This window comes from Georgenia sp. (assembly GCF_054605595.1).
The window spans coordinates 1-14,339 of sequence record NZ_JBTSDU010000076.1; the positions used below are offsets into that span (position 1 = coordinate 1).

The 14,339-nt window shown below is 75.1% G+C and carries 11 protein-coding genes; 7 read left to right on the top strand and 4 right to left on the bottom strand.

The genetic code is table 11. From position 1 onward, the window contains the following. Together ACYC1Z_RS09810 and rfbA are read right to left on the bottom strand one after the other, a co-directional pair. A partial coding sequence (locus tag ACYC1Z_RS09810; RefSeq protein WP_461409340.1) for a peptidoglycan DD-metalloendopeptidase family protein occupies positions 1-1,062 on the bottom strand: 1,062 nt, incomplete at its 3' end. Positions 1,063-1,160: 98 nt separating this feature from the next. Beyond that, positions 1,161-2,030, bottom strand: coding sequence for a glucose-1-phosphate thymidylyltransferase RfbA (gene rfbA / locus ACYC1Z_RS09815; RefSeq protein ID WP_461409341.1), 870 nt, complete (start codon positions 2,028-2,030; stop codon positions 1,161-1,163). A gap of 58 nt (positions 2,031-2,088) precedes the next feature. On the opposite strand from rfbA, the gene manA reads away from it, so the two are divergent. Next, positions 2,089-3,291: a mannose-6-phosphate isomerase, class I gene (manA, locus tag ACYC1Z_RS09820; protein WP_461409342.1), complete on the top strand. Its 1,203-nt coding sequence runs from the start codon at positions 2,089-2,091 to the stop codon at positions 3,289-3,291. 239 nt (positions 3,292-3,530) lie between these two features. Next, positions 3,531-5,420 carry a S8 family peptidase gene (locus ACYC1Z_RS09825; protein WP_461409343.1) on the top strand — a complete coding sequence of 630 codons (1,890 nt, stop codon included), beginning with the start codon at positions 3,531-3,533 and terminating at the stop codon, positions 5,418-5,420. 49 nt (positions 5,421-5,469) lie between these two features. On the opposite strand, the gene ACYC1Z_RS09830 is transcribed toward ACYC1Z_RS09825, so the two are convergent. Next, positions 5,470-6,243 (bottom strand): TIGR03089 family protein, encoded by a 774-nt coding sequence (locus tag ACYC1Z_RS09830; protein ID WP_461409344.1) that lies wholly within the window; start codon positions 6,241-6,243, stop codon positions 5,470-5,472. 438 nt (positions 6,244-6,681) lie between these two features. Between ACYC1Z_RS09830 and ACYC1Z_RS09835 the strand changes: the two genes are divergently transcribed. The 3 genes from ACYC1Z_RS09835 to ACYC1Z_RS09845 are packed head-to-tail and all read left to right on the top strand — an operon-like array spanning position 6,682 to position 12,469. Next, entirely contained in the window at positions 6,682-6,948 is a 267-nt protein-coding gene (locus tag ACYC1Z_RS09835) for a WhiB family transcriptional regulator (protein ID WP_461409350.1), read from the top strand. A gap of 14 nt (positions 6,949-6,962) precedes the next feature. Then, a complete protein-coding gene (locus ACYC1Z_RS09840; RefSeq protein ID WP_461409345.1) occupies positions 6,963-10,544 on the top strand; it encodes a glycosyltransferase in 3,582 nt (1,193 codons plus the stop codon). Then, the gene (locus ACYC1Z_RS09845) at positions 10,544-12,469 is read left to right on the top strand and encodes a DUF5719 family protein (RefSeq protein WP_461409346.1); all 1,926 of its coding nucleotides are present in this window, start codon (positions 10,544-10,546) and stop codon (positions 12,467-12,469) included. Before ACYC1Z_RS09840 ends, ACYC1Z_RS09845 begins: the two co-directional genes overlap by 1 nt. 63 nt (positions 12,470-12,532) lie before the next feature. Here ACYC1Z_RS09845 and ACYC1Z_RS09850 read toward each other — a convergent pair whose 3' ends face one another. Continuing rightward, positions 12,533-12,997: a metallopeptidase family protein gene (locus ACYC1Z_RS09850; RefSeq protein WP_461409347.1), complete on the bottom strand. Its 465-nt coding sequence runs from the start codon at positions 12,995-12,997 to the stop codon at positions 12,533-12,535. Between the two features lie 238 nt (positions 12,998-13,235). Here ACYC1Z_RS09850 and ACYC1Z_RS09855 point away from each other — a divergent pair, with 238 nt between their 5' ends. Both ACYC1Z_RS09855 and ACYC1Z_RS09860 read left to right on the top strand, forming a co-directional pair. Further along, entirely contained in the window at positions 13,236-13,646 is a 411-nt protein-coding gene (locus ACYC1Z_RS09855; protein ID WP_461409348.1) for a DUF3499 domain-containing protein, read from the top strand. An 82-nt stretch (positions 13,647-13,728) separates the two neighbouring features. Then, complete coding sequence (locus ACYC1Z_RS09860) at positions 13,729-13,959, top strand: Trm112 family protein (protein WP_461409349.1); 231 nt, start codon at positions 13,729-13,731, stop codon at positions 13,957-13,959. The last annotated feature ends 380 nt before the right edge of the window (positions 13,960-14,339 follow it).

Genomic DNA, 14,339 nt, shown 5'->3' on the forward strand with positions numbered 1-14,339 from the left:
ACGGTCGTAATACTCCCCGAACGTGAAGATCCGCGTCGCCGTCGACCGGAAGGAGTTGGCGACGAAGAACCCGGACTCGACGCCCTGGATCACGCCCTCCTCGATGCGGAAGTCCCGGCCGTGGACCCACCCGCTCCGACCCGACGCCTGCACCTGGTACCAGTCGTCCTGGAACGAGACGACCGGGTCCAGCGCGCTACCGGGACTGAGCGTGGCCAGGGCGGAGGCGTCGGCACTCGGGCCGGAGCGCAGCGTCGTGGTCCGGGTGACCGTGCCCTCCGGCACGCCGAGGCGCGTGGGCGAGACGTTGCGTGCGGCGGCCCAGCCAGAGACGCCGCCGGTGCGGACCGCGATGAAGTCACCGCTCTTCGCTCCCGGCGTGGAGGTCATCGGGGTGTGGTTGCCCACCGTCGCCACCACCGGCGACGACGCTGACGGCGCGGACCGGATCGGTGTCGTCCCGGCGGCGTAGTAGGTGCAGGACGCGGGCGGCACCCACGGCATGGCGCGGGTGGCGGCCGCGCCGAGGTCGACGCCCCGGCCGCGGAGCCACGCCACCGGGTCCACGGCGCGGTCGCCGTCGAGCTCGTCCAGCCAGATCTCGAGGTGCAGGTGCGGCGCCGTGGAGACTCCGGTCGACGCGACCTCGGCGATCTTCTGCCCGGCGTCGACGTGCCAGCCCTCACGGACGAAGGCGTCCGCGTCACGCATGTGGGAGTAGCTGCTGTAGAGGCGGCGGCCGTCGACGTTGTGCTCGATGAGGATCCACTGGCCCGCGACGGGGTCCGGGCGGGTCCGGACGACGGTCCCTGCCGCGATGGCCACGATCGGGCTTCCCGCCGCGGCGCCGAGGTCGACGCCCTTGTGGAAGGTGGACGCATAGACCGTGGGCACGCAGCGAGGCCCGAAGTGCGAGGTCATCGCGTAACCGTCACGCTCCAGGGGGCCGCTGACGCCGCCGGCGCGCGGGGGCGCCGCGGCGGCCGTGCTGGCGGGCAGAGCCACTGACGAGGCCAGCAGGATGGCTGCCAGGTAGCGCCAGGACCGTCTTGTCGGGGACATGCCTGCTCCTCATCGGATTCCTTCACCGGCACGGGCTGGGCCGTGGCTGGTGTGGTCACGACCAGAACGGTAACCGAGCACGGCCCCGACCGCTGGGGTCAGAGCTCCTGATCGAGCAGACCGATGAGGTACTCGCCGTAGCCGGACTTGCGCAGCGGCTCGGCCCGCTCGCGCAGCTCGCCGTCGGTGAGGAAGCCGCGCCGCCAGGCCACCTCCTCCGGGCAGCCGATCTTCAGGCCCTGCCGCGCCTCGACGGTGCGGACGAACGCGGTCGCGTCGGCGAGGGAGTCGAACGTGCCCGTGTCGAGCCAGGCGGTCCCGCGCGGGAGCACCTCGACCTGGAGGCGGCCGGCCTCGAGGTAGACCCGGTTGACGTCGGTGATCTCGTACTCCCCGCGGGCGGAGGGCTGGAGGTGCCTGGCGATCTCGACCACGTCGTTGTCGTAGAAGTACAGCCCGGGGACGGCGAAGGAGCTCTTGGGCCGGACCGGCTTCTCCTCCAGGGAGAGGGCGCGGAAGTTCTCGTCGAACTCGACTACGCCGTACGCCGTCGGGTCGGCCACGTGGTAGGCGAAGACGGCGCCACCGTCGATCTGCCCGAAGCGCTGGAGCGTGCTGCCCATGCCTGGGCCGTAGAAGATGTTGTCACCGAGGACCAGTGCGGCGGAGTCGTCGCCGACGAAGTCCGCGCCGAGGACGAACGCCTGGGCGAGACCGTTCGGGACCTCCTGGACCTGGTAGGAGATCGAGATGCCGAACTGGGAGCCGTCGCCGAGCAGGCGGTGGAAGGACTCGGCGTCGTGCGGGGTGGTTATCACCAGGACGTCCCGGATGCCCGCGAGCATGAGCGTCGACAGGGGGTAGTAGACCATCGGCTTGTCGTACACGGGCACGAGCTGCTTGCTCACGCCCTGGGTGATCGGGTGCAGCCGGGTGCCGGACCCACCGGCCAGAATGATTCCGCGCATGCGCTCATCTTGGTGCATGCGCGGCTACGGTGATGGCCGACCATCAGGAGGGAGACGCATGTTCGGGCTGCAGGGCGTCGAACGGGACTACGCGTGGGGCTCGAGGACGGCGATCCCGGAGCTGTTCGGGACGCCCGCGCCCGGCCACCCGGTGGCCGAGCTGTGGTTCGGGGCGCACCCGTCCGGGGCCGCCGGGGTGCTCCCTCTGGGCAACCGCCGGGACCTGCGCGACGTCATCGACGCCGACCCCATCGGCGTTCTCGGCGAGGACGTCGTCCAGCGGTTCGGCGAGCGCCTGCCGTACCTGCTCAAGGTCATCGCGCCCGAGCGCCCGCTCTCGCTCCAGGTCCACCCCAGCCTTGAGCGCGCCCGCGAGCGGTTCGCCGCCGAGGACGCCGCCGGCATCGCGCGTGACGCCGCGGACCGCAACTACAAGGACCCGAACCACAAGCCCGAGCTCGTGTTCGCACTCACGCGGTTCGAGGCGCTGTGCGGCTTCCGGGCGCCGCGGCGCGCGGCCGAGCTCTTCGCGGACCTCGACACCCCGCTCGCCCGGCAGCTCCACACCGCGCTGCGGAGCGACTCCTCCGCCGTCGGGGTGCGGTCGGTCTTCGCCCACCTGCTCGACGCCGCCACCCGCCCCACCGCGGAGGAGGTCCAGCAGGTGGCGCGTGCCTGTGCGGCGCGCCTAGCGGCCGGCTCGCCGTCCGAGCGCGCGGACGGCACCGTCGTCATGCTCGCGGAGGCCTATCCCGGAGACCCGGGCGTGGTGGCCTCGCTGCTGCTCAACCCGGTCACGCTCCAGCCGGGGGAGGCGCTGTTCGTGCCCGCCGGCGACGTGCATGCGTACCTGTCCGGCATCGGCATCGAGATCATGGCGTCCTCGGACAACGTGCTCCGGGCCGGGCTCACGCAGAAGCACATCGACGTGCCCGAGATGCTCGAGTGCGTGGACTACGTCGCGGCGCCGCCCATCCGCCCCGCCCCGGAGACCTTCCACGGCTCGACCCGTGTGTTCTACGCGCCTGTGGACGACTTCGAGCTCTCGGTCACCGACCTGACCGACTCGCCCGGGGCGCGCCCGCATCCGCTGCCGGGCCGGGGTCCGCGCATCCTGCTGTGCCTGGCCGGTGAGGTCGAGGTCTCGACCCGGTGGGAACGAACGACGTTGGGGCGGGGGGAGTCCGTGTTCGTGCGGGCGGACGAGGGCAAGGTGGTGGTCCGCGGCGCGGGCACGCTCGTCCAGGCCGACGTGCCCTGACCCATTGTCCGCACTGAGCCGACGAGCTCTGACCGACCGTTCGCACCCGTTCGCACCGAAAGGGGTCCTCGATGTCGGTGCGCCTCGGTATCGTGTGCGCGATGTCGGATCTCTCGCCAGCCTGAGCGGGTGCCGGCCGGGAGCGGGCGGAGGTCTCGATGCGGGGACGCAGCATGGGAAAGGTCGGCCGGGGACGGTCCCGCCGTGCGGCGGGGGGTGGTCTCGCTGCGTTGGCGACGGTGGCTCTCGTCGCGCTCGGGTTGTTCGTCCCGGCGGCTGCGACGGAGGGACCGGCCGTCGGCACCGAGGTCGACCAGCTCATCGTGAGGTACGAGCCAGGTGCCGATCCGGCGGCAGCGCTCGCGGCCGCCGACCTCGACGGCACGCTCACCCCGGGCGAGGAGCTCGGCGGCGGCCTGCACACCGTCGTCCTCGCGCAGCCGGTCCCGATCGCGGAGGCCGCCGTCCTGGCGGCACGGCTCGAGCAGTCGTCGAGCGTGACGAGCGCCGAGCCGGACCAGGTGGTCTCGGTGCCCGAGACCACGTCCGCACCGGAGGTGCGGGCCCAGGCGACCCAGGGGGCACCCCCGTGGGGGCTCGACCGGATCGACCAGCGCCGCGGGCTGGACGGCGCCTACCGGTACGAGACCACGGGCGCCGGGGTGACCGCCTACGTGATCGACTCCGGCATCCGGGCGACGCACCGCGACATCGCCGGCCGGGTAGCACCCGGGACGGGCACACGCTCCGACCGCCCGGGCAGCAGCGACGACTGCAACGGCCACGGCACCCACGTGGCGGGCATCCTCGGCGGGGTGAACTACGGCGTGGCCAAGCGTGTCACGCTCGTGCCCGTTCGCGTCCTGGACTGCGCCGGGAAGGGCTCCACCTCTGAGGTGATCGCGGGGATCAACTGGGTGATCGGCGACCACACGCCGGGGGCGCCGGCGGTGGCCACCATGAGTTTCGGGACGAACCCGGCCGACGGGCTGAGCCCCGCTGTCGACGCTGCCGTGGCTGCGTTGGTGGCGGACGGGGTCACCGTTGCCGTGGCGTCCGGCAACTCCGGCGTCGACGCCTGCCTGACGAGTCCCGCGCGCGCGCCGGAGGCCATCACGGTCAGCGCCTCGACGAGCGGGGACGTCCGAGCCGCGTTCTCCAACTACGGATCCTGCACCGATATCTACGCACCGGGGGAAGGCGTGGCCTCTGCCTGGATCTGGTCGGATGAGGCGAGGACCTCGTTGTCGGATACGGCGAGCGCATCCGCTAACGGCACCTCCATGGCCGCGCCGCACGTCGCCGGCGTCGCGGCACGGCTGCTTGAGACCAGCCCCAAGATGACCCCCGCCCAGGTCTGGGCCAGGATCGCCGCCGACGCGACGCTCGTCGATGCGCTCGACGTCAAGAAGCTGCTGCACGCGCCGGCCCCGCCGATCGCCTCGGCCGGCGGTACCGGGTTCTACCTCAACAACTCCTTCGGCGCGGCGGCGGACATCTACTTCGTCTTCGGGGACCCCGACGACGTGATCCTCGCCGGTGACTGGAATGGTGACGGCGGTGACACGTTCGCGGTCCGGCGCGGTAACGCGTTCCATGTCCGCAACTCGCTCACGAGCGGTGGGGCGGACCGCCTGGTGTACTACGGCGACCCGGGGGACGAGCTCTACGTGGGCGACTGGGACGGGGACGGGGTCGACACCTTCGCCGTGCGCCGCGGCAACGCCTTCCACATCAAGAACACCGTGAGCAGCGGGTACGCCGACCGGGTCATCTACTACGGCGACGCCGGCGACACCATCCTCGTGGGCGACTGGGACGGGGACGGGGTCGACACCTTCGCCGTACGCCGCGGCAACGCCTTCCACATCAAGAACACCCTGACCTCCGGCTACGCCGACCGGGCGTTCTACTACGGCGACCCCGGCGACAAGGTCCTCGTGGGCGACTGGGACGGCAACGCCACCGACACCCTCGGGGTCCAGCGCTCGAACTGGTTCCACCTGCGCAACTCACTCACCAGCGGCGTCGCCGACGTCGCCTTCGGCTACGGCAACCCCGGCGACGAGACCTTCGTCGGGGACTGGGACGGCAACGGCACCGACACCCTGGGAGTGCGTCGGCGCTAGCGTCGACGTCGCCGGTGCGTCCTCGACCGGTGGGCGGTCCCGGGTCCACCTACCAGCGCAGCTCGACCCGCTCCTGCTCCGCGATCCGGTCCAGCTCCGCGCCGGGCGTGCCGGTCTCGGCCAGCACGAGCGAGCCGCCCGCCTGCCACACCGCCAGCGCCTGCTCCAGGAGCTGTTCGATGCTCTGGGGCGCCGCCAGGACGCGCAGCGGGGCGACGTCGCCGTCCTCCTCGTCCTCCTGGCTGCCGAGCTCGGCCGACCCGCGCACCCAGGACTCCAGCTCGCCGAACGTGGCCTCGAAGTGGTCGCTCGCGAGTGCGGCGTCGTCGTCCTCGGGCTCGCTGGTGTAGCCCAGCGCGTCCGCGAACGTCATGACCTCCGCGGCAGCGTCGACGACGCCCGGCGGCAGCTCCGGACCGTCCCACCGCATCGCCAGCGCGGGGAGCGCGACGGCGAGCACCAGGTCCGCCGACTCCACCCCGGGCGCTTGCCCGGGGCGGGTGGTCACGACGACCGCGGGGGCGTCCTCGCCGGCTGCGATCTCCTCGGCACCGGGCAGCAGCAGCCGGGCCCCGGTGGTCCACGTCCCCAGCGCCCACACGAGGGCGCGCCAGTGCACCGGCAGGTCCAGCACCACCGTGACTCCCGGCCCGGCGTCCGCCTCCTCGACGAGCAGGTTGGCGACCTTGGCCACCGACGTCGCGAGGACCCGCCCCGAGAGTTCCGTGCGCTCGCCGCCCCCGTACCAGGTCAGGCGTGGGTCGGTGCCGGCGGCGAGAAAGGAGTCGAGAAGGCGGCCGGGCATCGTCGCAGGGTGGCTCATGGGCTCAGGGTAGACGGGGCCGGCGCTCCGTCGACCGGCGAACGCCGGCCGGTGGTGCGCACGCGGTGCCATGCCGGAGGTCGGACCGCGCCGACGGCTGGAGCATGATCGCGCGGGACGCGATCGAGGAGGGCGGAACACCGGGCCACGCTCCCGGCCGGGAACCGGTCCGTTCGCACGGCCGGGAGCCGGTCCGCTGTCCACCTCTCGACGCGGAATCCCGGAAGATGAGCCGTTTCACGCGACACGCTGACGCGACACGCCGGGCTGTGCGCCGAATCACAAGTTCTCGGGGTCTATATCACCGCTCCGCTTGACGGAAGCGGATGACACGCGTGTAATTCTCCTGACGAACAAACCGGAGAGACTGAGGGGGAACGTGCCGTGTGGAACATTCTCGGTGACGGGCCGCTGACCCCGAGCCCGGCGGTGCCCGAGGTGACCGGTGACGGGCTGTACCTCTTGGACCACCCGGCCGACGAAGGGATCCTCGGCTGGCAGGACCGTGCCCTGTGCGCCCAGACCGACCCGGAGGCCTTCTTCCCGGAGAAGGGCGGTTCCACCCGCGAGGCCAAGCTCGTGTGCACCACGTGCGAGGTCCGTGCCGAGTGCCTCGACTACGCCCTCGTCAACGACGAGCGGTTCGGCATCTGGGGCGGCCTCTCCGAGCGTGAGCGCCGCAAGCTCAAGCGCCGCGCGGTCTGAGGCGCCCGCCACCCATGGCGGCCGCCTCCCACCAGCCTGCCCGCCCGTCCACGCTCGCCGTGGTCGTGAGCGCCGGTGTCTCCGCGTACCTGCCCCGCACCCTCGCCGGGATCGCGGGGCAGCGGCACGTCCCGGACGTCGTCCTCGTCGTCGACGTCGGTGCGCCCGGCCGGGAGATCGGCACCGGGGTGCCCGTCCACGAGGCGGTCACCGACGCGGGCCTCGACGCCGTCACCCGCGTCCGCGTGGTGCGCGCCGCCGAGGCGACGAACTTCGGTGACGCCGTCCGGGCCGGGCTCGCGGAGTACACGGCGCTGGTGGAGCGTGCGGCCGAGAAGGCCCGACGCCGTGGCTGGGACGGACACGGCACCGCCGCCCACACCACCGGTTCGCGGAGCTGGTCCGGCGTGACCGGGGAGCTCAACCCGGTGACCGCCGGGGAGATCCGGGCGGTCGGCGCGGGGGACGAGGCGCCCGACCACGATGCCCGGGCCGAGTGGCTGTGGCTGCTCCACGACGACTCCGCCCCCGCGCCGGGCGCCCTCGACGAGCTGCTGCACGCCGCCGAGTCGGGCCGCTCCGTCGCGCTGCTCGGCGCCAAGCAGCGGGACTGGTTCGACCCGGCGAAGCTGCACCAGGTGGGGCTGTCCGCGACCCGCAGCGCGCGGCGCCTGTCCGACATCGAGCCCGGCGAGATCGACCAGGGCCAGCACGACCACCGCGAGGACGTCCTCGCCGTCGGCCTGGCCGGCGCCCTGGTGCGGACGAGCGTGTGGGCCCAGCTCAACGGCACGGACCCGACCCTCGGGCCCTTCGGTGACGGGCTCGAGCTCTCCCGCCGCGTGCGGCTGGCCGGGCATCGCGTGGTCGTGGTGCCCACCGCCGTCGTCCACCACGCTCGCGCCTCCTACCTGGGGCTGCGGAGCAAAGACCCGATGCCCGGCGCGGCACCCGAGCCGGACCCGCGCCGGTCCTTCCGGGCCCGCCGGCGTGCGCAGCTCCACAACGCCCTGGTGGCCGCACCGGCCGGGCTGGTGCCCCTCTTCGTGTTCGGCATGGCCCTGCTGGCCCCGCTCCGGGCGCTGTGGCGCGTGGCCACCAGCGAGCTCGGGCTGGCCACCGCCGAGCTCGCCGCACCGCTCGAGGTGCTCACCCACCCCGGTGCGGTCCGCCGGGCCAGGGGCCGGATCTCCGTCGCCCGCCGCGTGTCGCCACGCGCCCTGGCGCCGCTGCAGGCCTCCGGGGCGCAGGTCCGCCGCCTGCGGCACGACCTCCGCCTCCAGGACGCCGCCGCCCGCCGCGCCGCCCAGGCACCCAGCGAGCTCGAGATCACCGAGCGGGCTGCGCTGGCCCGGCGACGCCGCCGCACGCTCTCCCTCGTCACGCTCACGCTCACCGCCGTCGGGCTCGTCGCCTACCTCCCGTCGTTCCTGGACGGCTCGCTGCGTGGCGGCGCCCTGCTGCCCGCGGACGCCGGCCTGGCGGACCTGTGGCGCGCCGGCCGCTCGGGCTGGATCCCCGCCGGCGCAGGCAGCCCCGGTCCGGCCGACCCGTGGCTGCAGGTCCTCGCCGTCCTCCTCGCACCGTTCGCGGGGCTCGGCGCCTCGGGCAACGCCGTGACGGCGGCGCTGACGGTGCTGGCGTTCCCGCTGGCCGGGTTGGGCGGCTGGTTCGCCGCCGGCGCCGCGACGCGCTCGGTGCTGCTGCGCGCCTTCGCGGCCCTGGTGTGGGGGCTCGCCCCGGGCCTGCTGCTCGGCACCGGGCAGGGCCGGCTCGGCGCGGTCCTGGCGCACCTGTTGCTGCCGTGGGTGGCGCTGGGGATCGCCCGCGCCGTCGGCGTCGAACGGCGCGACGTCATCCTCTCCGGACTCGTCGGCGCCCGCCGTACCGCGCTCGCCCGCGCCCTCGACACCGGCCCCGCCGCCCCGGCCGCGCCGGCCGGCCCCCCCGGCTCGCTGACCGCCGCGGCCGCCGCGGCGCTCGCCCTCGCCGCGGCCGCCACCGGCGCTCCGGTGCTGCTGCCCGCCGCCGTCGTGACCGTGCTCGTGCTCCTGCTCCTCGTCCCCCGCGGGCGACGGCGCCTCCTCCTCGTCCCGGTGCCGGCGCTGGTGGTGCTCGGGCCGCTGGCCGTCGCGGCGCTCGGCGAGGGCGCCGGCAGCTGGCGCCTGCTGCTGGCCGATCCCGGCGCCCCGTACCCCTCCGCCGCCGGCCCCGCCTGGCTGAGCGTGCTCGGCTGGCCGGTGACGCCGCCCGACCTCGGCCTCGGCACCGGGCTGCTCGGCGCGTTCGGGCGGTGGGGCCTGCTCCTCGGCGGTGCCGCGCTCGTGCTCGTCGCCGCCGCGGCGCTGCTGCGCGGGACCACGCGGTGGCGGGCCGTGCGGGCCGGGTGGCTCGTCGTCGCCGTCGGGGTGGTGACGGCGCTGGCCTCGGCGCGCACCGACGTCGCCGTGGGCCGCGCACTCGACGGCACCACCGAGATCGTGCGCGGGTGGGCCGGAGCCGGGACCTCGCTCGTGGTCCTCGGCCTGCTGATGGCCGTGGTGGCCGGCGGCGACGGCCTCCAGCGCTCGCTGGCGACCCGCAGCTTCGGCGGCGCGCAGGTCGCCGTCACCGCGGTGAGCGTGCTGGCCTGCGTCGGCCTGCTGCTGAGCACCGGCGGGTGGCTCGTGGCCGCCCGCTCCGGGCAGGACCGGCCGAGCGACGTCGTCGCCGTCCATGGCTCCGCCGCACCTGCGGTGCCCGCGTTGGCGGCCGAGATGCAGGCCTCGGGGCAGCGCTCGCGCGTCCTGGCCCTGACGCCCGCGGGCGGGACGGTGACCGCCGAGGTGTGGCGCGGTCCAGGCCCGCAGCTCCACCTCACCTCGACCGTCGTGGCCTCGCGCGAGCTCGTGGGCGCCCCACGGGCGACGCTCGCGGCCGGGGGAGACGTCGCCGGTGCGGCCGGGGCGCCCGGCGCCACCTCGCCCGGCACCGACGTGACACCCGAGACGGAGCTCGCCGGCGTCGTCGCCGCCCTCGCGGTGGGCGGCGCGAGCGACGCCGCGCCCAGGCTCGGCGCACACGCGATCGGCGTCGTGATCGTCCCGCCCGAGCCCACGTTCGTCCCCGCCGGGACCGAGCCCAGCACCGCCGAGCGGACGGCGCTGATCGCCGCGCTCGACGCGACCGCCGGCCTGGAGCGCGTGACGCAGAACGCCTCCGGCGTCATCTGGCGCGTCGCATACGGCACCGGCGACGGCGCCGCACCCTCCGTGGCCCGGGCCCGCGTGCTCGACGCCGAGGGGCAGTGGGTCCAGGACGTCGCGGCCGGGGTCGTCTCGGCCCGGGACGAGGTCCCCGCCGGGGCGCCGGGCCGCACTCTCGTGCTGGCGGAGCGGGCCGACGCCGGCTGGCGGGCCTGGTACGACGGCCGGCCGCTGCGCGCGGTCGCCGCCGGGTGGCGCCAGGCGTTCGAGCTGCCCGCACAGGCCGGCACGCTCACCGTGGGCTACCAGGCGCCGCAGGGAACGGTGTGGGGATGGGGGCAGGCGGTCGTGATCGGGTTGACCGTGCTCCTGGCCCTGCCGCTGCGCCGCCGCCGGACGGAGGTCGAATGATGCGCGAGCAGGACGAACCGACGGGCGAGGAGACGACCGAGGAACCCGCCGCCGAGGTGCTGCCGGAGGCACCGGCACCCGGTGGGCTGCCCGCGGAGGCGGTCGAGGACCTGCCCGAGGAGGCGCCGCTGGACGAGCGGCTCGAGGAGGTGCTCGCCGAAGGGTCCGGACTGCTCGCCGACGGGTCCGGACTGCCCGCCGAGGTCGAGTCCACGGGCGCCACCGGAGCCGAGGACGAGGCGGAACCCGCCGCCGGGCCCGAGCACACCGAGCCGGCCGTGCGTGAGCCGACCGGACGCGTCGTCCTGCGCCGGCTCGGCGCCACGACCTCCGCGCTGGTGCTGCTCGCCGCGGTGGTCGGTGCCGTCGTCGCGGGCGAGGCGACCTCCCCGCCGCCGGCGGGCGCCGTCGTCGCCGGTGTCGTGGACGTGCCCGCCGGGACCGCCACCGCGGTCTGCGCGGGCCCACCCACCCTCACCGCCGGCGCGGGCATGGGCGTGGACCCCGACCTCGACCCCGCCGACGTCACCACACGGTCCCTGACGACGCTGGTGACCCTGCCCCGCGGCGCGAACACCCCCGCGGAGGGCTCCGCCGTCGCGCTCGACGGCGGCGCGCGGGATCTCACGCGCACCGGCGCGGCCCGCACGCTCGCCGTCGCGGACCCGGCCGGGCCCACCCTGTTCGCCGCGCAGCCCGTGGACGGAGTGGCGGCGCTCGCCGCCGGGGCGAGCGTGTCCCGCACCGATGCCGGGGACCTGCGCGGCCTCGTCGCCTCGGCGTGCCTGACGCCCGCGACGACGACGTGGCTCGTCGGCGGTGCGACGCAGCCGGGGCAGAGCGCCCAGCTCGTCCTGACCAACCCCGGCCAGACGCCGGTCACCGTGGACGTGACGCTGTGGAGCTCGCTGGGGCCGGTCGGCGCGCCGCGGCTGAGCGGCATCGTCGTCGCCCCCGGCAGCCAGACCGAGGTGCTGCTCGAGGCAGCCGCCACCCCCGACGCCCGGCTCGCGATGCGTGTCGACGCCGCCGGCGGGTCGGTCACCGCCACCCTGCAGGACCACCGGCTCGACGGGGTGGTCGCCGCGGGTATCGAGACCGTCCCGCCCACGCTCCCGCCCGCGCTGACGCTGACCATCCCGGGCGTCCGGCTCGAGCGGTCCACGTTGGAGCACGTCGCCGTCTCCGCGGTGCGGGTGGTCAACCCCGGCGAGGAGGTGGCCACCGTCGCGGTGCGGCTGCTCGGCGCCGACGGCGAGGTCGCCGTACCCGGCGCGGAGAAGATCATGGTGGACCCCGGCGCCGTCGTCGACGTCTCCCTCGCCGGCCTCGAGCCGGGCGCCTACGCCGCCGAGGTCGTCGCCGACCGGCCCGTGACGGGCGCCGTCGTGCTGGCCCGGACGGGGCAGGCCGGCGAGTTCGACCCCGACGTCGCCCCGGTCGACCTGGCGTGGACGGCGGCGGCCGCCCCGGCGACGTCGGGCACGCTGCTCGTGCCGGGCCGCGGCAGCCTCGTGGACGGTGCCACCTTGAGCCTGACCAACCCGACGGACGGGGACGTGACGGTCACCCTGCTGCCGTGGAGCGCGGCCGGCGCGACGGGCAAGGAACGGGTGGTCGACCTCCCCGCGCGCAGCACGGTGGGGCTGGCGGTGGAGGATCTGGGCGACGACGTCGCGATGGTCCAGCTCCTCCCGGCCGAGGGCGGGGGTGGGACGGCCGGCGCACCCGCGGGCGGGACGGCCGGTGCGCCCGCGCCCGAGGGGGACGGAGGAACGACCGACGCATCCGAGGGGGGCGGGGGAACCAGCGTGCTGGCCGCCGTCGTCCTCACGGCCACCGTGCCCGACGGGGAGCTCATCTCGGTGCTGCCGCTGCAGCTCGACCCGCACGACGCCCGCGCGATCCGGGTCGCCGTCCGGTGAGCGTGACGCGCTGAATCCAGGTCGCGGTCACCGGGCGATCGCCTGCATCGCCATCTCCCCGGGTCAGTCCTCGTCGGGGTAATCCGGGTCGATCTCGTGCGGGTCCCGCCCCAGCATGGCCGCCACCTGATCGACGAGGACGATGCGGACCAGCACCTCGATCTCCTCGGGCTCCTCCGCGCGGGCGAGAACGGGGCGGCGGTAGACGACGATGCGGTGCACGAGCCCGGCCGCGGGATCGGCGGGGAAGTAGCGCCCCAGCGCGACCTGGCGGTGCTCCCAGGGCGCCGGGTCCGACGGCGGCACCTCCTCGACGGCGAACTCGGTACCGGCCAACGGCCCGGCCCAGCGCCGCTCGAGGCGTTCCACGCAGCGCAGCACGACGTCGTCGAACTTCTCCGCGCGCGTGCGCCAGCCGGGCAGCACCGGTGGGACGAGCGGGCCCCGGAGCCCGCGCCCGTGCCGGTCACGGCGGCGCGGGGCGCGGCGCACCGGGAAGGAGGGGAGGGCGGGGCCGGAGTCGGGCACCCCCCGAGGCTAGCCGCTGGTCGGTGCGCGGGTGTGGTGTGGTTCCTGGGGGAGGTTCGGCGGGGTGTGTGGTGTGGTCCTGGGGGGAGGCTCGGCGGGGTGTGTGGTGTGGTCCTGGGGGAAGGCTCGGCCGGGGTGTGTGGTGTGGTCCTTGGGGAAGGCTCGGCCGGGGTGTGTGGTGTGGTCCTTGGGGAAGGCTCGGCCAGGATGTCGGCCCGACGATGTACCGTGAGCCACTGTGAGAGCCGTCCGCCAGTGCACCAGGTCCGCCTGCGACCGGGCCGCTGTGGCCACCCTCACCTACGTGTATGCGGACTCGACCGCAGTGCTCGGGCCGTTGTCGACGTCGGCGGAGCCTCACGCCTACGACCTGTGCGACATCCACGCGCAGCGGCTGACGGTGCCGCGTGGCTGGGACGTGGTGCGCCTCGCGACCGACTTCGCACCCGCCCCGCCGACCGAGGACGATCTCGTGGCGCTCGCGAACGCCGTCCGCGAGGCCTCGCGCGCCCGGCCGCAGGCCACGACGCCGGCGCAGCGCCCCGGCTCCGCCCAACCGGCGCCGGTGACCCACCACCTGCCCGGGTCCGCAGACGGCGAGATCGGCCGCCGCGGGCACCTGCGCGTGCTCAAGGGCGACGCGGAGTAGTCCCGAACACGGGGGCCGACGAAGGCCGCGGTCCCCACCCAAGATCGGCCCCGGTCCCCACCCAAGATTCAGGAGCGAACCCGTGAGCACCTCTTCCACCCCGACCCTCGGCGTCGACGCGTGGGTGCGCCAGGCGCTGCGCTGCCCGGTCACCGGCGCCGAGCTCGTCGACAACGTCGGCCCGGACGGCCAGCCCGAACTGCTGGCCGTCAACGACGTGAACCCGCTGGCCTACCCGGTGCGCGACGGGGTCCCGATCCTCCTCGAGTCCGAGGCACGGCGCGCCGAGCCCCACGCCGACTTCGGCGACTGAGCCTCGGGCCGCCCAGCCCGCCTGGCGCCACTCACCTGTGCCGCCCAGCCCGCCTGGCGCCACTCACCTGTGCCGCCCAGCCCGCCTGGCGCCACTCACCTGTGCCGCCCAGCCCGCCTGGCGCTCCCGGGGCAGCCCGTCCCGCCTGGCTCCCCTGGGGTAACCCATCCCGCCTCGCGCTACTCGCCTGCGCCGCCCGCCCCGCGCCTCGGGGCAACCCCTCCTGCGTGGCGCTACTCACCTGTCCGGCCCGCCCCGCCCCGCGCCTCGGGGCAACCCAGCCCGCCTCGCGCCACTAACCTGTCCTGCGGGGCCGGAACCGGTCCCCGTGGAACGTCGGGGAGCACCATGGCATCCGGAAGTGGCACCAGGGCGGTCGT